This is a genomic window from Burkholderia sp. CCA53 (assembly GCF_001685525.1).
Classification (GTDB): Bacteria; Pseudomonadota; Gammaproteobacteria; order Burkholderiales; family Burkholderiaceae; genus Burkholderia; species Burkholderia multivorans.
Genome location: NZ_BDDJ01000001.1, coordinates 2,872,017 through 2,889,605, shown reverse-complemented (window position 1 = coordinate 2,889,605; position 17,589 = coordinate 2,872,017). Strand labels below are relative to the sequence as shown.

The following is a 17,589-nucleotide window of genomic DNA, read 5'->3' as shown; positions in this document are numbered from 1 at the left end:
TCATTATACGATGCGCAACCGGTCTCAAGCCGAACCGCGGAACGCCGCTGCCGCGCCGCTCGGCGCGCCGCCCCCCGATCTTCCCACTCCGCTGCTCGGCGGTCTCACCCCGGCGCAATTCATGCGCCGCTACTGGCAGAAAAAGCCGCTGCTGATCCGCCAGGCGATGCCCGGCGTAAAGCCGCCCGTCACGCGCGACGCACTGTTCGACCTAGCTGCAGACTATGACGCCGAATCGCGACTGATCACCCATTTTCGTAACAAGTGGCAACTGGCGCACGGTCCGTTCGAGCCGGGCTCGCTGCCGGCCGTGACGCGCGATGCCTGGACGCTGCTCGTGCAGGGGCTCGACCTGCACGTCGACGCGGCGCGCGCGCTCCTCGACCGGTTCCGCTTCATCCCCGACGCGCGTCTCGACGACCTGATGATCTCCTACGCGACGAACGGCGGCGGTGTCGGCCCGCACTTCGATTCGTATGATGTATTCCTGCTGCAGGTCGAGGGCCGGCGCCGCTGGCGCATCGGCGCGCAGCAGGACCTGTCGCTGCAGCCCGGCGTGCCGCTGAAGATTCTCGCGAACTTCGAGCCGACCGACGAATGGGTGCTGGAGCCGGGCGACATGCTCTATCTGCCGCCGCATATCGCGCACGACGGCGTCGCCGAAGGCGAATGCATGACCTGCTCGATCGGCTTTCGCGCGCCGTCCGCCGGCGAACTGGGCGCGCAGTTCCTGTATTACCTGGCGGAGCGCGGCGGCCTTCGCGACAGCGGCGCCGACGACCTCTACCGCGACCCGAAGCAGCCTGCGGTCGCCGCGCCGGCCGAACTGCCGCCGGCGATGGTCGCGCGCGTCGCCGAGATCGTCGATGCGATTCGCTGGCGCAAGCGCGACGTCGCGGAATTTCTGGGCTGCTACCTGAGCGAACCGAAGTCGAACGTGGTGTTCGAGCCGCCGGCACGGCCATTGTCCGAAGCCGCATTCGTTGCGCAGGCATCACGTCGCGGAGTCCGTCTCGACAGACGCGCTGCATTGTTGTATAACGCGCGCTCGTACTTCATCAACGGCGAGGAAGGACCGCTCGAGGAGGCCGGAGAATGGCTGCCCGAGCTGGCAAATCAGCGCCAGATGGAGGCGAAACGGTTTGTAACACTATCCCGGGTTCCCTCCATGACAGCCCTGCTGCACGAGTGGTATCGTGCGGGCTGGATACGGGTCGGAAACCGGAATGAGTGGTAGCCGAACTGTTCGCCCATATGAATCAAATTTTGTATGGGAAAGACAACGTATTGACCCCGCATTTGTCGACGGTCGATAGGAAAGTGCATATAATTTCCGCCCAAGCCGTAGGGAAGATTCACGCTCTAGAAGTGCGTCTCCACCAGCGGCCCAGGTCGGTGTTGGAGCACATTACCGGTATTGTTTCGCGCTGTTGCTTACCTTTAACCATAAAAGGACGTGATCATGAAGAAATCCCTCCTCGTAGCTTCCCTGTTGGCTGCTGTTGCACTGGCTGCTTGCAACAAGAGCGCTGACCAAAGCGCTTCGTCGGCTGCTAGCGACGCTGCTGCTGCCGCTTCGTCGGCTGCTTCGGCAGTTGCCGGTGCTGCGAGCGATGCAGCTGCTGCTGCTTCGTCGGCGAGCGCTGCTGCGAGCGATGCAGCTGCTGCTGTGGCGTCGGCTGCTTCGGCAGAGACGGCTGCTCCGGCTTCGGGCGCAAGCCAGTAAGCGTCAGCATCAGCTGAAAAAAAACCGGCCCGAGGGCCGGTTTTTTTGTGTCCGTCGTTTTTGCAATCGCGCTCGGACCACGTGCTGCGGCGCCCCGCCCTGCTCCTGCGTAGGTTCAGCCGAGCATGAGCCAGTCGAAGCCGGCCTCCTGCGTCGCGACGATCACGTCGTCGCCGTCCGTGCCCAGCACGTCGGCCAGCGCCGCGCGCGCCAGTTCCGGCCGGTTGTTCTGCTGACTAAGGTGAGCCGCGACGAGATGCTGCAGACGGCTGCGTTCCAGCGACGCCAGAATGCCCGCTGCCGCGTCGTTGCTCAAGTGCCCGTGCGTGCCGCCGATTCGCGCCTTCAGCGACTGCGGATAGCGGCTCGCGGCGAGCATCGCCGTGTCGTGGTTGGATTCGAGCACCAGCGCGTCGCAGCCGCTCAGCACGGCCGTGATGTGCGGCGTCGCCATGCCGACATCGGTCAGCACGCCGAGCCGTCGGCAACCGTCCATGAACACGAATTGAAGCGGTTCGCGCGCGTCGTGCGGCACCGTATAGGGCATCACGGCCAGATCGCCGATCGCGGCCGTTTCGTCGCCCCACAGCACGCGCAGATCGACGTCGGCTTCGTCCGCCCCCGCCGCGCGCGCGGTGCCCCAGCTCATGTAGAGCGGCAGCGATGCGCGTCGCGCGAGCGTCAGCGCGCTGCCGACATGGTCGCTATGTTCGTGGGTGATCAGGATCGCGTCGAGATCGTCGACGCAGAGATTCAGGCGGCCGAGCCGGCGCTCGACCTCTTTTGCGGAAAAGCCGCAGTCGAGCAGCACGCGCGTGGTCGTCGTGCCGCTCGTGGCCTCGACGACCAGCGCGTTGCCTTCGCTGCCGCTTCCCAGGCTGGCGAATCGCACGCGCTCAGTTCAACTGCGCGTGGAGCAGCGAAATGATTCGCTTCGCATCCGACGAGTTGTCGACCTGGCCGTTCGCATCGACGACCGCGACCCGCGTGCCGCCGTTGCCCTGCGCGCGCACGTTGACCAGGAACTCCCTGCCCGGCTTCGCGGCCGACGGCCCACCGTAGAACAGCTTGCCGAACAGCCCGTCGCGCTTGAGCTCTTCCATCGAGTTCGCGTAACGGACCGTGTACATACCCTTCTCGCGGTCGCGGTTGTCGACCGTGAAGTTCGTCCGGTCGAGCGCGAGACCGACGCGCAGCCACGCACGATCGAACGATTCGGCCAGTTGCAGCGTCGCCGCGCCGTCGCTCGTGTCGGCCACCTGCGCGGGCGCGGTGGCCGGACGCGCATCGGTCAGCAGCTGCTTCGCCTGCGCATCGGTCAGCCCGAACTTCTGCATCAGCTTCGTCAGGAACACCGCTTCGAGCACGGGGTTGCGCGGACGCTCTTCCCAGCGCGACGACGTACCGCCCTGCGGCCCGACCATCATTTCCTCCATCGCGCTGTGCGTGATCGAGATGTCGGTGTTGCCGCCCGAGGTACGGCTCACCAGCGTGCGGAAGCGGTCGCGCGTGCCCGACGAGTACGCGAAGTCGATCACCTTGCCGATCGTGCGGCGGAACCAGTCGTCGGGAATGTTCGCGCGGTTCTCGGCCCAGTCGGTGACCATGATGCCGGTCGACGGCGCGTCGGTCTTCAGCGAGAAGCCGTTCTCCTGCCAGAACTCCTTCAGGATCGGCCACAGTTGCTCCGGCGTGCGGCCGTCGACGACGAGCCAGCGGCGGTCGCCGTCGCGCTCGATGTGCATGCCGAGCGGATCCTGCGCGTTCGGAATGCCGTCCGTCGCGTTGCCCGCCGCGGTGGTGGCGCGCGGCGGCAGCGTGCCGAGCCCGGCGTTGGTCGGCGGCGCGACGAACTGCTGTGTGGTCGGCACCGGCTTCAGGTCGCTCGGCACCGCGAGCGGCGGCGCCGAACCCGTGTTCTTGTAGTTGACCCGGTCGGGAGCCAGGTAGTCGTTCAGCGTATCGCAGCCGGCGAGCGCGCCCAGCGCAAGCACCATCACCGACATCTGGATGGCGCGAGAGGAAATGGCGAAACGTTTCATGAAATCCTTCGTCTTGCTAGAACGCTCGTCAGGAGCGGCGCCGGACGGAGCCGGCCGGTGCGGGTTGATCAGGGGTCGAGCCGGCGGCCGCAGGACGCGGCCGCCTCCGTGTCAGGCGAGAACGCCCGCCTCGACGAGTGCCGAACGCACGGCATCGTGGCAGCGCTCGTCGAGCGCCGTGAGCGGCAGACGGATGCCGCCCTGCATCTTGCCCATCGCATGCAGCGCCCACTTCACCGGAATCGGGTTCGCCTCGATGAACAGATTCTTGTGCAGCGACAGCAGCTTCATGTGCAGCTCGCGCGCAGTTTGCACGTCGCCGGCCAGCGCGGCGCGGCACAGCGCGCTCATCGCGCGCGGCGCGACGTTCGCCGTCACCGAGATGTTGCCGTGGCCGCCGAGCAGCATCAGCGCGATCGCGGTCGGATCGTCGCCGCTGTAGATCGCGAAATGCTTCGGCGCGGCCTTGATCAGCTGCGCCGCACGATCGATGTTGCCGGTCGCTTCCTTCACGCCGACGATCCCCGGCACCTGCGCGAGGCGCAGCATCGTTTCGTTCGACATGTCGGCCACCGTCCGGCCCGGCACGTTGTAGAGAATCACCGGCAGGTCGACCGCTTCCGCGATCGTGCGGAAATGCCGGTACATCCCTTCCTGCGTCGGCTTGTTGTAGTACGGCACGACCTGCAGCGTCGCATCGGCGCCGACCGCCTTTGCGTGCTTCGTCAGCTCGATCGCTTCGGCGGTCGAATTGCCGCCCGCGCCCGCGATGATCGGAATGCGTTTGGCCGCGTGCTCGACGGCCGTGCGGATCATCAGGATGTGCTCTTCGACGTTGAGCGTCGCGGATTCGCCGCTCGTGCCGACCACGACCAGCGCATCGGTGCCTTCTTCGATATGCCAGTCGATCAGTTTGCGAAATGCCGGCAGGTCGAGACTGCCGTCTTCGAGCATCGGGGTGACGATCGCGGGGATGCTGCCGCGGATTTGAATGCCGTCTTGGGTGCCGTTAGCCATGAAACGCGATTGATTGTGTACCGGTAAACGTTGAGATTGTAGCGGATTAGCCGGGCAGTCCGTAACGTGGAATTCCCGCCCCCGCCTTCGGGGTCGCGTCCTCGCGCACCGCGCAGATGCGCTGAACGAACGCTTCGCGCGGCGCCGCGACGAAACCGTCTTCGTACGCGACCACCCGCAGATGGCCGCGCACGGCGTCCAGCAGCTCGCCCGGCGCAAGCAGGAACGCGGGGTTGGACGGTTTGCCGACCGTTTCGTTTCCGCGCGCGAACGTTTCGTAGATCAAAACGCCGCCCGGCTCGAGCGCGTCGAGCAGATGGGGCCAGAGCAGACGATGCAGATAATGCGTGACGACGACGGCCGCGAACCGCGCATCGGCCGGTAATGGCCATGGCGCGCCTTCGAGATCGGCGTCGCGCGCGTCGACGCCGGGAATCGCGCGCAACGCGGCGAGCGCCGCCGAATCGCGGTCGAGCGCGACGACCGGATGCCCGCGCGACGCAAACCAGCGCGCATGGCGGCCGCCGCCCGCCGCGACGTCGAGTACCGCGCCGTGCGCGCGCACGAGCGCCGACCAGCGCACGACCCAGCGCGACGGCTCGGTGTGGGCGACATGACCGCCCGCGGCGGCAAGGATCGGTTCACGCATGCGATCAGGTGTACGACAGACCCATCGCGTCGCGCACGTCGCGCATCGTTTCGGTCGCGTGCTTGCGCGCCTTGTCGCAGCCGTCCGCGACGATGGCGCGCAGCAGCGACGGATCGTCCATGTATTTCTGCGCGCGCTCGAGCATCGGCTGCTGCTCGCGCAGGATGCCTTCGATCACGGGCTGCTTGCAGTCGAGACAGCCGATGCCGGCCGAACGGCAGCCCTTCTGCACCCACTCGTGCGTCGCTTCGTCGGTATAGACCTGGTGCAGCTGCCACACCGGGCACTTGTCGGGATCGCCCGGATCGCTGCGGCGCACGCGCGCCGGATCGGTCGGCATCGTCCGGACCTTCTTCGTGATCGTCTCGGCGTCTTCGCGCAGGCCGATCGTGTTGCCGTACGACTTCGACATCTTCTGCCCGTCGAGGCCCGGCATCCGCGACGCTTCCGTCAGCAGTGCCTGCGGCTCGACAAGGATGATCTTGCGCGCACCTTCCAGATAGCCGAACAGGCGCTCGCGATCGCTCATCGACAGGCTCTGCGATTCCTGCAGCATCGCCCGCGCCTGTTCGAGCGCCTCGTCGTCGCCTTCCTGCTGATACGCGTTGCGCAGCTCGTGGTAGAGCTTGGCGCGCTTGCCGCCGAGCTTCTTCGCGGCTTCGAGCGCCTTCTCCTCGAAGCCCGGCTCGCGGCCGTACAGATAGTTGAAGCGGCGTGCGATCTCGCGCGTCATCTCGACGTGCGGCACCTGGTCCTCGCCGACCGGCACGAGCGAGCCGCGGTACAGCAGGATGTCGGCGGCCATCAGCACCGGGTAGCCGAGGAAGCCGTAGGTCGACAGATCCTTGTCCTTCAACTTCTCGATCTGTTCCTTGTAGGTCGGCACGCGTTCGAGCCAGCCGAGCGGCGTGCTCATGCCGAGCAGCAGCGCGAGTTCCGCGTGCTCGGGCACCTTGCTCTGGATGAACAGCGTCGCCTGCGCGGGATCGATGCCGGCGGCGAGCCAGTCGATCAGCACGTCCCATACGTTCTTCTCGATGACCTCGGGCGTCTCGTAGTGCGTCGTCAGCGCATGCCAGTCGACGACGCAGAAGAAACACGGGTACTCGGACTGCAGTTTCACCCAGTTTTTCAGCACGCCGTGGTAATGGCCGAGGTGCAGCGACCCGGTGGGTCGCATGCCGGAGAAGATACGATCTGGGAACATGATTGTCGTTAGAAAAGCAAGGCCAAAGGAGTCAGGATGGCGTTCAGGACGTCCGCGCCGACGTTGACGAGCGGACGCAGCCAGAAATTCGTCAGCACGCCCGTCGCAACCAGCACGAGGACGATGATGAAACCGTACGGCTCGATACGCGACAGCGCGATCGATTGTTTCGGCGGCAGCAGCGCCGCGAGGATGCGGCCGCCGTCGAGCGGCGGCAGCGGAAACAGGTTCAGCACGCCGAGCACGAGGTTCGCGCTGACGCCGGCGAACGCCATCCGCGTGAAAAACGGCTCGTCGACGCCCGCCGCGCGCAGCAGGATGCCGATCACGCCCCACGCCAGCGCCTGCACGAAGTTGCACGCCGGGCCCGCGAGCGACACCCACAGGCTGCCCCAGCGCGGATCGCGCAGGTTGCGGAAGGCGACGGGCACCGGCTTCGCATAGCCGAACAGGAACATGCCGCCGGTCAGGAAATACATCGCGAGCGGAATGGCGATCGTGCCGAGCGGATCGATGTGCCGCATCGGATTGAACGACACGCGCCCCATCATGTAGGCGGTGTTGTCGCCGAGCAGGCGGGCGGCATAGCCGTGCGCCGCCTCGTGCAGCGTGATCGCGAAGATCACGGGCAGCGCGTAGACGGCGATGGTCTGTATCAGGGAAGCATCCATATCGCGTTATTGTAACAAGCGCCCCCGCGCAAACATGAAACGGCGCGCTTACGGCGCGGTGAGCCCGAACGGCTCGAGTGCGCCGCGCCCTGCGCGCACGAGTTGCGGCACGTCGCCGGTCAGGTCGATCACCGTCGACGGTTCGCGCGGACACGCGCCGCCGTCGATCACGAGATCGACCTGCTTTTCGAGCCGCGCGCGGATGTCCTCGGGATCGTTGAGCGGCTCGTCGTCCGGCGGCAGGATCAGCGTCGTGCCGAGCAGCGGCTGGCCGAGCGATTCCAGCAGCGCGAGCGTGATCGCGTGATCGGGCACGCGCAGCCCGATCGTCTTGCGCGACGGGTGCGACAGCCGGCGCGGCACTTCCTTCGTCGCCTGCAGGATGAACACGTACGGCCCCGGCGTGACCGACTTGATCTGCCGGTACTGGCGATTGTCGACCATCGCGAAGTTCGCGAGCTCCGACAGATCGCGCACGAGCAGCGACAAATGCTGCTTTTCGTCGAGGCCGCGAATGCGGCGCACGCGCTCGACCGCGTCCTTGTCGTCGAGGTGGCACGCGAGCGCATAGCTCGAGTCGGTCGGCATCGCGACCACGCCGCCCTTGTTGACGATCTCCACCGCCTGCTTGATCAGGCGCGGCTGCGGATTATCCGGATGAATCCTGAAGAACTGGGACATGGGAGCACGTAAAGAGAAGGAGTTCGGACGCCGGCACGGGCCGCGGCACGCACGGCCGCGTGCCGCGGCGGCGCATCAGAGCCAGCGTGCCCAGACCGGTTTGAGATCGGACGGCAGCGGCGGCAGGCCGCCGAGCTCGACGCGGCCCTCGCCGGGCGCGTGAAAGTCCGACCCGCGCGACGCTTCGAAACCGAAGCGGCGCGCCACATCGGCGTATTCGCGATACTGATCCGGCGTGTGGCTGCCCGTCACGACTTCGATCGCGCGGCCGCCGAGATCGATGAATTCGCCGAAAAACGCGTCGAATTCGACCGGCGTATAGCGGTAGCGGCCCGGGTGCGCGACGATCGCCTCGCCGCCCGCGCCGCGAATCCATTGCACGGCGTCCGACAGCGTCGCCCAGCGGTGCGGGACGAAGCCCGGCTTGCCGTCGCCGAGCAGGCGGTCGAACACGTCGGCCGTCGATTCCGCGTAGCCGTTCTCGACGAGAAAGCGCGCGAAGTGCGTGCGCGAGATCAGGTCCGGGTTCGACACGTACTTCAGCGCGCCGTCGTACGCGCCCGGGATGCCGAGCGTCGCGAGCTGTGCGCCGATCGCCTGCGCGCGCGCCGCGCGGCCGTGGCGCGTGCGGAACAGCCCGTCGACGAGCGCCGCGTTCTCCGGATCGATGTTCAGGCCGACGATGTGCACGGTACGCGACGCCCACGTGACCGAAATCTCGACGCCGCTCAGGTAGCGCATGCCCAGCGCTTCGGCTTCGGCGCGCGCCGCCGCCTGGCCGCCGACCTCGTCGTGATCGGTGAGCGCCCAGAGCGTCACGCCGCCGTCGTACGCGCGGCGCGCCACGTCGGCGGGCGACAGCAGCCCGTCGGAAACATTGGAATGGCAGTGGAGATCGGCGTTCATTGTCGGCATGGCAGGTGAAGCTTCATTCTACTGCAATGCGGCATTGCGCCGCCCGCCTGTCGGCGCGCCTGTCCGCCCGCCTCTGCGCGCGCCGGCTCGGCCGTCACGCCGCCTGCCGGCCGCGCCGCTACGCGCAGAACGCCTCGATCAGCGCCGCAATCTGCTCGGGCTGGTCGTGATGCACCATGTGGCCCGCATCCTCGACCAGTTTCTCGCGCCAGTCCGGGAATGCGCGGAAACGCGCCTTGAACTCGGGCAGCGGGATGTCGCCGGCAAGCTGCGCAAGCGTCGGCGAATTGACGGCCTCGACGTGCAGCACCTTCGCGCTGACCTTCGCCCAAATCGCCATCACCTCGTCGAGCCGGTACAGCAACGGCCCCGGCAGCTTGTGCGCGGGATCGGCGAGCAGATGGTAGAGGCCGTCGTCGCCGCGCTTCGACCAATGCGCGGCGAGAAACGCCGCGCGTGCCGGTGCGAGACGCGGATTGGTCTTGATCAGTCGCGCGGCAACCTCGTCGAGCGACGCGTACGCGCGCAGCGCCGGCGGCTCGCGCAGTTCGTCGAGCCAGCCGCGCAGCCGGCGCGGCGCCTGCTCGGCGCGCGCGGGCGCGAGCCCGAAGCCTTCGAGATCGACGACGCGCCGCACGCGCTCGGGACGCGCGCCCGCATAGAGACACACGACGTTCGCGCCCATGCTGTGGCCGACCAGGTTCACGGCGCCGGTCGGCGCATAGTGGTCGACGAGCGCGTCGAGGTCGGCCAGATAGTCGTGGAACCAGTAGTGACCGCCGCCCTGCCGCGCGACCGGCCAGTCCGACAGCCCGAAGCCGCGCGCGTCCGGTGCGATCACCTGCCAGTCGCCCGCAAGCGCATCGACGACGAACTGGAACGAAGCGGCGACATCCATCCAGCCGTGCAGCATGAACAGCGTCGGCGCATCGGGCCGGCCCCAGCGCCGCACATGCAGCCGGACGCCGCGCACGGTAACGAAATCGGAAACGGAACTCGAGGCATTCATTGCGGCCGCCAAAAAAAGAATGATCGTTCGATTATAGCGATCGCGGAGGCCGGCACGCGCCGGGGCACGGCGTTCCGCGCGCGTGTCGAGGCACTTCTCTAGCCTGACGAGAACGACGCGCGGCCGCGCTACTCGCCCGCCGGCCCGGCCGCGGCGTCCTGCGCGGCCAACTCGTCCAGTTCGGCCGGCTCGAAGCCCGCGCTGCGGCGCGCGTCGAAGTTGAACGGGCCGCGCAGCCGCGGCGCGCGGTACTGCTCGGCCAGCAGCCGGTAAGTCGGCACCGGATCGCGCCCGGCGGCCGCGCACAGGTGACGGAACCAGCGATTGCCGATCGCGACATGCCCGATCTCGTCGCGCAGGATCACGTCGAGAATCGCGGCCGATGCGTGATCGCCCGCCTGCGCGAGCCGTGCGCGGATCGGCGGCGACGCGTCGAGGCCGCGCGCTTCGAGCGTACGCGGCACGAGCGCCATGCGTGCGAGCACGTCGTCCTTGGTCCGTTCGCACATCTCCCACAGGCCGTTGTGCGCCGGAAAATCGCCGTACGCATGGCCGAATGCCGCGAGCCGATCGGCCAGCAGCGTGAAGTGATAGGCCTCCTCGGCCGCCACTTTCAACCAGTCCGCATAGAACGTGTCCGGCTGGCCCGCGAAGCGCCAGACTGCGTCGAGCGCGAGATTGATCGCGTTGAATTCGATATGCGCGAGCGCATGCAGCAGCACCGCGCGCCCTTCGGGCGAGCGCATGCTGCGCCGCTCGAGCCGGCGCGGCTCGACGAGCGGCGGACGCGCCGGACGTCCGGGCAGATCGGCCGGTTCGGGCAGCGCGAGCGACGATGCGATCGCGGCCTGCCCGGCCTGGAGCGCGTCGTATAGCGCACGCACGCGCTCGGCCTTCGCGGCGGGCGCGGATTCACGCAGCGCGGCGAGCGCGGCGCGGCGCACGCATTGCGTCGCATCGGGAAAAGAAGACGCCATGTTCGAAAACGGGGACACTGTCGCGCCGCGCGCGCGAGCGCGCACACGCGACGGTTTACAATACGGACTTTCGCCGCGGCGCGACCGGCGCACCGCGCAGACGCGCCATTCTACCGGCGCCCATCATCGAAGAGACAGGGAGACTCCGTGACGATCTACAAGCTGGGCGATACGGCCCCGACGATCCACGAAAGCGTGTTCGTCGCCGATACGGCGGCCATCATCGGCAAAGTCGTGCTCGAGGAAAACGCGAGCGTGTGGTTCGGCGCGACGATTCGCGGCGACAACGAGACGATCACGGTCGGCGTGGGCAGCAACGTGCAGGAAGGTGCGGTGCTGCATACCGACCCCGGCTATCCGCTGACGATCGCCGAAAACGTGACGATCGGCCACCAGGCGATGCTGCACGGCTGCACGATCGGCGAAGGTTCGCTGATCGGAATTCAGGCGGTGGTCTTGAATGGAGCGGTGATCGGCCGCAACTGTCTGGTCGGTGCCGGCGCCGTGGTGACGGAAGGCAAGACGTTCCCGGACAACTCGCTGATTCTCGGGGCACCGGCGAAAGTCGTGCGCGAGCTGTCGGCAGACGACATTGCGCGGCTGCGCGCGAACGCGAAGACGTATGTCGAGCGGCGTGCGCATTTCAAGGAGCAACTCGTGCGGATCGGCTGATCGGCACGGATTTCAAGGAACAAGAGTGAGCGACCAGTTACAGAAATTCATGTTCAACGCAGCGCCCGTGCGCGGCGAGATCGTTTCGCTGCGCAACACGTGGCACGAAGTGCTCGCGCGGCGCGACTATCCTGCCCCGGTGCGCACCGTGCTCGGCGAGATGATGGCCGCGTGCGCGTTGCTGTCCGCGAACCTGAAGTTCAACGGCACCCTCATCATGCAGATCTTCGGCGACGGGCCGGTGAAGATGCTGGTCGTCCAGTGCAGTTCGGATCTGTCGATGCGGGCCACCGCCAAATTCTCGGGCGACGCCGCGCAGACGATCGGCGACGATGCGACCTTCGCAACGCTCGTCAATGCGAGCGGCCACGGCCGCTGCGTGATCACGCTCGATCCGGCCGACAAGCAGCCGGGTCAGCAGCCGTATCAGGGCATCGTGCCGCTGAACGGCGCCGACGGCCCGCTCGAATCGGTGTCGCAGGTGCTCGAACACTACATGCACCACTCGGAGCAGCTCGACACGCGGCTGTGGCTCGCGGCCGACCGCGATCGCGCGGTCGGGATGCTGCTGCAGAAGCTGCCCGGCGACGGCGGCATCGTGCCGCGCAACGCGGAGACGGACATCGACACGTGGGAACGCGTGTGCACGCTCGGCGGCACGCTGTCCGCGAAGGAGCTGCTCGAGGTCGAGCCCGAGGTCGTGTTCCGCCGGCTCTTCTGGCAGGAAAACGTCCAGCACTTCGAGCCGGCCGGCACGCGCTTCCAGTGCACCTGCTCGCGCGAGAAGGTCGGCGCGATGCTGCGCATGCTCGGCCGCGACGAAGTCGACAGCGTCATCGCCGAACGCGGCCACGTCGAGATCCACTGCGAGTTCTGCAACCAGCGCTACGAATTCGATCCGGTCGACGTCGCGCAGCTGTTCGCGGCACCCGAACTCGCGAGCGGCATCACGCCCGCCGCCGAGCAGCGTCACTGAAGCGCGCGCCCGCACCGCGCGGGCGCATAATGACGCACGAGAGCGCCGCACTGCGGTCAGGCGCCGGGGCCTCGACCCACGGCGCCGATCGTTTCCCGCCGGCGGCGCGCTGCAGGAGAATCGCATGAACCGCCCGTTTCGCCTCTTCGTCCTGACGAGCGCCGCCGCCGGTACGCTCGCCGTTGCCGGCTGCGCAGTGCAGCCGTCGTCCACGATCCTGAGCCGGCTGCCGGAGCCGGGCGCATCGTCGGGGCAGCCGCCCGTGCTGTCGGCCGCCGAGCGCAAGCGCTACGACGAAATCGACAAGCAGGTGCTGCGCGACCAGAACAACGCGATGGCAGCCGAGGCCGCCGCCCGCGCGTGGTCGTACTATGCGGCGCCGCCCGTCACGGTGTACGGCGGGTATTACGGCGGATGGGGCAATCGCTGGGGAACCGGCATCAGCTACGGCTATCCGGGCTGGTGGTGGTAACGCCCACCGGAATCGCCGCCGATTGACACTCGGCAGGAAATAAAAAAGCGCGGCATTTCCCGCGCTTTTTCAATGAATCGGCTGCGTCGCACTCAATGATGCGCGGCCTTGCCCTTGTCGCCGCCGTGATGCCGCGACGGCTTCGCGATCGACTGCGGGTTCGGGACGACGCGCACCGGCGCCGCCGAGACGACGCCGCGCGTCGACGTATTCGACGGCGTGTTGCTGACCGGCGCGGGCGGCGCATTCGGCGACACGAACTGCACGAACACTTCGCCGTCCTTCACCATCCCCATCTCATAGCGCGCGCGCTCCTCGATGGCGGCCGTGCCGCTCTGCAGATCCTGCACTTCGCCTGCGATGCGCTCGTTGCGCAGCTTCTCGTCTGCATTCTTCTGCAACTGGTCGTCAAGTTGCTGACGCAACTCGTGCACCCGCAGCCAGCCGCCGTGTCCCCACCATAGGGGGTACTGAATGAGCGCCAGCAGGACAATCAGGACGACAGTGACAAGCCGCATGTAGAAGACGCAGATATAAGAAGCGCCGCTCCGCGCGTCGGCACAGAGCGGCGTCGAGATGACGAACCCGATAGTAGCGCGTTAGCGCAGGTTATAGAAAGCCGATTTGCCCGGGTAGCTCGCGATGTCGCCGAGATCTTCCTCGATGCGCAGCAGCTGGTTGTACTTCGAGATGCGGTCGCTGCGCGACAGCGAACCCGTCTTGATCTGACCGGCGTTCAGGCCGACCGCGATGTCGGCGATCGTCGAATCTTCCGTTTCGCCCGAGCGGTGCGAGATCACGGCCGTGTAGCTCGCGCGCTTGGCCATCTCGATCGCTGCGAACGTTTCGGTCAGCGTACCGATCTGGTTGATCTTGATCAGGATCGAGTTCGCGATGCCCTTCTCGATGCCTTCCTTCAGGATTCGCGTGTTGGTGACGAACAGATCGTCGCCGACGAGCTGAACCTTCTTGCCGAGGCGATCGGTCAGCAGCTTCCAGCCGTCCCAGTCGCTTTCGTGCATGCCGTCTTCGATCGACACGATCGGGAACTTGTCGGCGAGCGTCGAGAGGTAGTCGGTGAATTCGGCCGACGACAGCTGCAGGCCTTCGCCCGCGAGCTGGTACTTGCCGTCGTGATAGAACTCGGATGCCGCGCAGTCGAGCGCGAGCAGCACGTCTTCGCCCGCGCGATAGCCGGCCTTCTCGATCGCCTGCAGGATCGTCGACAGGCACTCGTCGTTGCTGCCGAAGTTCGGCGCGAAGCCGCCTTCGTCGCCGACGGCGGTGCTCATGCCGCGGTCGCTCAGGATCTTCTTCAGCGCGTGGAACACTTCGGCGCCGCAGCGCAGCGCTTCGCGGAACGTCGGCTGGCTGACCGGAACGATCATGAATTCCTGGATGTCCAGGCTGTTGTTCGCGTGCGCGCCGCCGTTGACGATGTTCATCATCGGGACCGGCAGCTGCATCGCGCCCGAGCCGCCGAAGTAGCGGTACAGCGGCAGGCCGGCTTCCTCGGCCGCCGCCTTCGCGACGGCCATCGACACGGCCAGCATCGCGTTCGCGCCGAGGCGCGACTTGTTGTCGGTACCGTCCAGCTCGAGCAGCGTCTTGTCGAGGAACGCCTGTTCCGACGCGTCGAGGCCCATGATGGCTTCGGAGATTTCCGTGTTGATGTGCTCGACGGCCTTCAGCACGCCCTTGCCGTTGTAGCGGCCGGCTTCGCCGTCACGCAGTTCGATCGCTTCGCGCGAGCCGGTGGACGCGCCCGACGGCACCGCCGCGCGGCCCATCGTGCCCGATTCGAGCAGCACGTCGCATTCGACGGTGGGGTTGCCGCGCGAATCCAGAATCTCGCGGCCGATGATATCTACGATTGCACTCATGGGTTTCCTCTGAGAATGACGATGGATTCTTCAAGCTGCGACGGCCTGCGCGCCGGGACTGCTTTCGCTACTGACGCCCGAAGCCGCCGCAAGGTTCATTCGGTCTTTAATTGAAATCGTTTTCCAGGAACGGACCGCGCTTCACCGCCTGGTCGAGCGTGACGAGCGTTTCGAGCAGCGCGCTCATCCGGTTCAGCGGCACTGCGTTAGGACCGTCCGACTTCGCTTCGGCCGGATTCGGATGCGTTTCCATGAACAGCCCCGCGACGCCGGTCGCGACCGCCGCCCGTGCGAGCACCGGCACGAACTCGCGCTGGCCGCCCGAGCTCGTCCCCTGCCCGCCCGGCAACTGCACCGAGTGCGTCGCATCGAACACGACCGGCGCGTTCGTCTCGCGCATGATCGCGAGCGAGCGCATGTCGGACACGAGGTTGTTGTAGCCGAACGAGACGCCGCGCTCGCACGCCATGAAGCGGTCTTCCGAGAGACCGGCCTCACGCGCGGCATCGCGCGCCTTGTCGATCACGTTCTTCATGTCGTGCGGCGCGAGAAACTGGCCTTTCTTGATGTTGACCGGCTTGCCCGAGCGCGCGCACGCGTGGATGAAGTCCGTCTGGCGGCACAGGAACGCGGGCGTCTGCAGCACGTCGACGACCGACGCGACCTGCTCGATCTCGTCGATCGAATGCACGTCGGTCAGCACCGGCAGCCCGAGCTGACGCTTCACCTCGGACAGGATCCGCAGCCCCTCGTCCATTCCGAGGCCGCGAAACGACTTGCCGGAACTGCGGTTCGCCTTGTCGTACGACGATTTGTAGATGAACGGAATGTTCAGCTTCCCGCAGATCTCCTTCAGCCGGCCGGCGGTGTCGATCGTCATTTGCTCCGATTCGACGACGCAGGTACCCGCGATCAGGAAGAAAGGCTTGTCGAGACCGACCTCGAAATCGCAGAGCTTCATGCTTGCACTCCGGCGCGCGCTTCCTTGTTGGCGAGCGCGGCTTCGACGAACGACTTGAACAGGGGGTGACCGTCACGCGGCGTCGACGTGAATTCCGGGTGGAACTGTACGCCGACGAACCACGGGTGCATCGAACGCGGCAGTTCCATCATTTCCGGCAGATCCTCGCTCGGGGTACGCGCGCTGATGATAAGGCCGCCGCTTTCGAGCTGGGGCACGAAGCGGTTATTGACTTCATAACGGTGGCGGTGACGCTCGTTCACGTCCTTGCCGTAAATCTCTTCCGCGAGCGTGCCGGGCTTGATCGGGCAGCGCTGCGAGCCGAGACGCATCGTGCCGCCGAGATCGGAATCCTCCGTGCGCGTCTCGACCTTCCCTTCGCGGTCGTACCACTCGGTGATCAGCGCGACCACGCGTTCCGGCGTGTCCGGATCGAATTCCGTGCTGTTCGCCTGCTTCAGGCCGACGACGTCGCGCGCGAATTCGATCACCGCGAGCTGCATGCCGAGGCAGATGCCGAGATACGGCACCTTCGCTTCGCGCGCATAGCGGATCGCCGCGATCTTGCCTTCGGTCCCGCGACGGCCGAAGCCGCCCGGCACCAGCACCGCGTCGAGATGCTTGAGGCTGTCGACGCCGTTCGTCTCGATCTCTTCCGAGTCGATGTACTCGATGTTGACCTTCGTCGACGTGTGCAGCGACGCATGGCGCAGCGCCTCGATCAGCGACTTGTACGACTCGGTCAGGTCGACGTACTTGCCGACCATGCCGATCGTCACTTCGTGCTTCGGATTCTCGAGCTTCTCGACGAGCTCCGACCACATGCTGAGGTCGGCGTCCTTCGGCGACAGCTTCAGTTCCTCGCAGATGATGCGGTCGAGGCCCTGGTCGTGCAGCATCTGCGGAATCTTGTAGATGCTGTCGACGTCCCACACGGAGATCACCGCGTCTTCCGGCACGTTCGAGAACAGCGAGATCTTCTTCGATTCGTCGTCGGGGATGCGGCGGTCGGCACGGCACAGCAGCACGTGCGGCGAGATGCCGATCTCGCGCAGCTTCTGCACGCTGTGCTGCGTCGGCTTCGTCTTCAGTTCGCCGGCCGTCGCGATGTACGGCACGAGCGTCAGGTGCACGAAGCACGCGCTGTTGCGGCCGAGGCGCAGGCTCATCTGGCGCGCGGCCTCGAGGAACGGCAGCGACTCGATGTCGCCGACCGTGCCGCCGATCTCGACGATCGCGACGTCCGGCTCGCCGCAGGTGGCCGACGCCGCGCCGCGCTCGATGAACGCCTGGATCTCGTTCGTGATGTGCGGGATGACCTGCACGGTCTTGCCCAGATAGTCGCCGCGGCGCTCCTTGCGGATCACCGATTCGTAGATCTGGCCGGTCGTGAAGTTGTTGGCCTTGCGCATCTTCGTGCTGATGAAGCGCTCATAGTGGCCGAGGTCGAGATCCGTCTCTGCGCCGTCTTCCGTCACGAACACTTCGCCGTGCTGAAACGGGCTCATCGTGCCGGGGTCGACGTTGATGTAGGGATCGAGTTTGAGGAGGGTGACTTTCAGACCGCGCGATTCGAGGATCGCGGCGAGAGAGGCGGCGGCAATGCCCTTGCCGAGGGAAGAAACTACGCCGCCGGTGACGAAAACATATTTGGTCATCGCTGGATGCTCGCGGGAAAAACGGATTATACCGTAAAGCCCGCCCTTCTCTCAGCAATCGACGCGATGATCG

General features: G+C 66.5%; 20 protein-coding genes. 5 read left to right on the top strand and 15 right to left on the bottom strand.

Features of this window, described 5'->3' with window-relative positions:
* Positions 1–10 precede the first annotated feature (10 nt).
* Positions 11–1,237, top strand: coding sequence for a cupin domain-containing protein (locus tag BCR55_RS13390; protein WP_065494641.1), 1,227 nt, complete (start codon positions 11–13; stop codon positions 1,235–1,237).
* 50 nt (positions 1,238–1,287) lie between these two features.
* Positions 1,288–1,533 (top strand): hypothetical protein, encoded by a 246-nt coding sequence (locus BCR55_RS33890; RefSeq protein ID WP_011657350.1) that lies wholly within the window; start codon positions 1,288–1,290, stop codon positions 1,531–1,533.
* Between the two features lie 20 nt (positions 1,534–1,553).
* On the opposite strand, the gene BCR55_RS33035 is transcribed toward BCR55_RS33890, so the two are convergent.
* The 11 genes from BCR55_RS33035 to BCR55_RS13340 form a co-directional block, all read right to left on the bottom strand.
* On the bottom strand, positions 1,554–1,736 hold the full coding sequence (locus tag BCR55_RS33035) for a hypothetical protein (RefSeq protein ID WP_006412183.1): 183 nt from the start codon (positions 1,734–1,736) through the stop codon (positions 1,554–1,556).
* A 105-nt stretch (positions 1,737–1,841) separates the two neighbouring features.
* Complete coding sequence (locus BCR55_RS13385) at positions 1,842–2,618, bottom strand: MBL fold metallo-hydrolase (RefSeq protein ID WP_053297063.1); 777 nt, start codon at positions 2,616–2,618, stop codon at positions 1,842–1,844.
* 4 nt (positions 2,619–2,622) lie between these two features.
* Positions 2,623–3,768, bottom strand: a complete 1,146-nt coding sequence (gene bamC / locus BCR55_RS13380) for an outer membrane protein assembly factor BamC (protein WP_065494640.1) — start codon at positions 3,766–3,768, stop codon at positions 2,623–2,625.
* 111 nt (positions 3,769–3,879) lie between these two features.
* Positions 3,880–4,785, bottom strand: coding sequence for a 4-hydroxy-tetrahydrodipicolinate synthase (gene dapA / locus BCR55_RS13375; protein WP_006401923.1), 906 nt, complete (start codon positions 4,783–4,785; stop codon positions 3,880–3,882).
* Between the two features lie 46 nt (positions 4,786–4,831).
* Positions 4,832–5,434 (bottom strand): bifunctional 2-polyprenyl-6-hydroxyphenol methylase/3-demethylubiquinol 3-O-methyltransferase UbiG, encoded by a 603-nt coding sequence (locus BCR55_RS13370; protein WP_065494639.1) that lies wholly within the window; start codon positions 5,432–5,434, stop codon positions 4,832–4,834.
* Positions 5,435–5,438: 4 nt separating this feature from the next.
* Entirely contained in the window at positions 5,439–6,641 is a 1,203-nt protein-coding gene (locus tag BCR55_RS13365; RefSeq protein ID WP_006401925.1) for a tryptophan--tRNA ligase, read from the bottom strand.
* A gap of 8 nt (positions 6,642–6,649) precedes the next feature.
* The gene (locus BCR55_RS13360) at positions 6,650–7,312 is read right to left on the bottom strand and encodes a site-2 protease family protein (protein ID WP_012213093.1); all 663 of its coding nucleotides are present in this window, start codon (positions 7,310–7,312) and stop codon (positions 6,650–6,652) included.
* A gap of 48 nt (positions 7,313–7,360) precedes the next feature.
* Positions 7,361–7,993 carry an L-threonylcarbamoyladenylate synthase gene (locus BCR55_RS13355; RefSeq protein WP_006401927.1) on the bottom strand — a complete coding sequence of 211 codons (633 nt, stop codon included), beginning with the start codon at positions 7,991–7,993 and terminating at the stop codon, positions 7,361–7,363.
* A 75-nt stretch (positions 7,994–8,068) separates the two neighbouring features.
* Entirely contained in the window at positions 8,069–8,899 is an 831-nt protein-coding gene (locus BCR55_RS13350; protein ID WP_035948606.1) for a 3',5'-nucleoside bisphosphate phosphatase, read from the bottom strand.
* A gap of 127 nt (positions 8,900–9,026) precedes the next feature.
* Positions 9,027–9,917, bottom strand: a complete 891-nt coding sequence (locus tag BCR55_RS13345) for an alpha/beta fold hydrolase (protein ID WP_065494638.1) — start codon at positions 9,915–9,917, stop codon at positions 9,027–9,029.
* 128 nt (positions 9,918–10,045) lie between these two features.
* Positions 10,046–10,894, bottom strand: coding sequence for a ferritin-like domain-containing protein (locus BCR55_RS13340; protein ID WP_059939790.1), 849 nt, complete (start codon positions 10,892–10,894; stop codon positions 10,046–10,048).
* 147 nt (positions 10,895–11,041) lie between these two features.
* On the opposite strand from BCR55_RS13340, the gene BCR55_RS13335 reads away from it, so the two are divergent.
* The 3 genes from BCR55_RS13335 (at position 11,042) to BCR55_RS13325 (ending at position 13,014) form a co-directional block, all read left to right on the top strand.
* The gene (locus BCR55_RS13335; protein ID WP_006401931.1) at positions 11,042–11,566 is read left to right on the top strand and encodes a gamma carbonic anhydrase family protein; all 525 of its coding nucleotides are present in this window, start codon (positions 11,042–11,044) and stop codon (positions 11,564–11,566) included.
* Between the two features lie 25 nt (positions 11,567–11,591).
* On the top strand, positions 11,592–12,542 hold the full coding sequence (hslO, locus tag BCR55_RS13330; RefSeq protein ID WP_006408187.1) for an Hsp33 family molecular chaperone HslO: 951 nt from the start codon (positions 11,592–11,594) through the stop codon (positions 12,540–12,542).
* A 124-nt stretch (positions 12,543–12,666) separates the two neighbouring features.
* A complete protein-coding gene (locus tag BCR55_RS13325) occupies positions 12,667–13,014 on the top strand; it encodes a hypothetical protein (protein ID WP_006401933.1) in 348 nt (115 codons plus the stop codon).
* Between the two features lie 92 nt (positions 13,015–13,106).
* Here BCR55_RS13325 and ftsB read toward each other — a convergent pair whose 3' ends face one another.
* From ftsB to BCR55_RS13305, 4 genes are all read right to left on the bottom strand, one after another.
* The gene (gene ftsB / locus BCR55_RS13320; protein ID WP_006401934.1) at positions 13,107–13,532 is read right to left on the bottom strand and encodes a cell division protein FtsB; all 426 of its coding nucleotides are present in this window, start codon (positions 13,530–13,532) and stop codon (positions 13,107–13,109) included.
* A gap of 81 nt (positions 13,533–13,613) precedes the next feature.
* Positions 13,614–14,897 carry a phosphopyruvate hydratase gene (eno, locus tag BCR55_RS13315; protein WP_006401935.1) on the bottom strand — a complete coding sequence of 428 codons (1,284 nt, stop codon included), beginning with the start codon at positions 14,895–14,897 and terminating at the stop codon, positions 13,614–13,616.
* A gap of 106 nt (positions 14,898–15,003) precedes the next feature.
* Entirely contained in the window at positions 15,004–15,858 is an 855-nt protein-coding gene (kdsA, locus tag BCR55_RS13310; RefSeq protein WP_006412164.1) for a 3-deoxy-8-phosphooctulonate synthase, read from the bottom strand.
* Complete coding sequence (locus tag BCR55_RS13305) at positions 15,855–17,516, bottom strand: CTP synthase (protein ID WP_006401937.1); 1,662 nt, start codon at positions 17,514–17,516, stop codon at positions 15,855–15,857. The genes kdsA and BCR55_RS13305 overlap by 4 nt, the downstream gene beginning before the upstream one ends.
* Positions 17,517–17,589 lie beyond the last annotated feature (73 nt).

What these genes read in the sequence shown, in the direction of transcription:
- BCR55_RS13390 (WP_065494641.1), top strand. Translation starts at nt 11, where the DNA reads ATGCGCAACCGGTCTCAAGCCGAACCGCGGAACGCCGCTGCCGCGCCG.
- BCR55_RS33035 (WP_006412183.1), bottom strand. Translation starts at nt 1,736, where the DNA reads ATGCTGACGCTTACTGGCTTGCGCCCGAAGCCGGAGCAGCCGTCTCTG.
- bamC (WP_065494640.1), bottom strand. Translation starts at nt 3,768, where the DNA reads ATGAAACGTTTCGCCATTTCCTCTCGCGCCATCCAGATGTCGGTGATG.
- dapA (WP_006401923.1), bottom strand. Translation starts at nt 4,785, where the DNA reads ATGGCTAACGGCACCCAAGACGGCATTCAAATCCGCGGCAGCATCCCC.
- BCR55_RS13370 (WP_065494639.1), bottom strand. Translation starts at nt 5,434, where the DNA reads ATGCGTGAACCGATCCTTGCCGCCGCGGGCGGTCATGTCGCCCACACC.
- BCR55_RS13365 (WP_006401925.1), bottom strand. Translation starts at nt 6,641, where the DNA reads ATGTTCCCAGATCGTATCTTCTCCGGCATGCGACCCACCGGGTCGCTG.
- BCR55_RS13360 (WP_012213093.1), bottom strand. Translation starts at nt 7,312, where the DNA reads ATGGATGCTTCCCTGATACAGACCATCGCCGTCTACGCGCTGCCCGTG.
- BCR55_RS13355 (WP_006401927.1), bottom strand. Translation starts at nt 7,993, where the DNA reads ATGTCCCAGTTCTTCAGGATTCATCCGGATAATCCGCAGCCGCGCCTG.
- BCR55_RS13350 (WP_035948606.1), bottom strand. Translation starts at nt 8,899, where the DNA reads ATGAACGCCGATCTCCACTGCCATTCCAATGTTTCCGACGGGCTGCTG.
- BCR55_RS13345 (WP_065494638.1), bottom strand. Translation starts at nt 9,917, where the DNA reads ATGAATGCCTCGAGTTCCGTTTCCGATTTCGTTACCGTGCGCGGCGTC.
- BCR55_RS13340 (WP_059939790.1), bottom strand. Translation starts at nt 10,894, where the DNA reads ATGGCGTCTTCTTTTCCCGATGCGACGCAATGCGTGCGCCGCGCCGCG.
- BCR55_RS13325 (WP_006401933.1), top strand. Translation starts at nt 12,667, where the DNA reads ATGAACCGCCCGTTTCGCCTCTTCGTCCTGACGAGCGCCGCCGCCGGT.
- ftsB (WP_006401934.1), bottom strand. Translation starts at nt 13,532, where the DNA reads ATGCGGCTTGTCACTGTCGTCCTGATTGTCCTGCTGGCGCTCATTCAG.
- eno (WP_006401935.1), bottom strand. Translation starts at nt 14,897, where the DNA reads ATGAGTGCAATCGTAGATATCATCGGCCGCGAGATTCTGGATTCGCGC.
- kdsA (WP_006412164.1), bottom strand. Translation starts at nt 15,858, where the DNA reads ATGAAGCTCTGCGATTTCGAGGTCGGTCTCGACAAGCCTTTCTTCCTG.
- BCR55_RS13305 (WP_006401937.1), bottom strand. Translation starts at nt 17,516, where the DNA reads ATGACCAAATATGTTTTCGTCACCGGCGGCGTAGTTTCTTCCCTCGGC.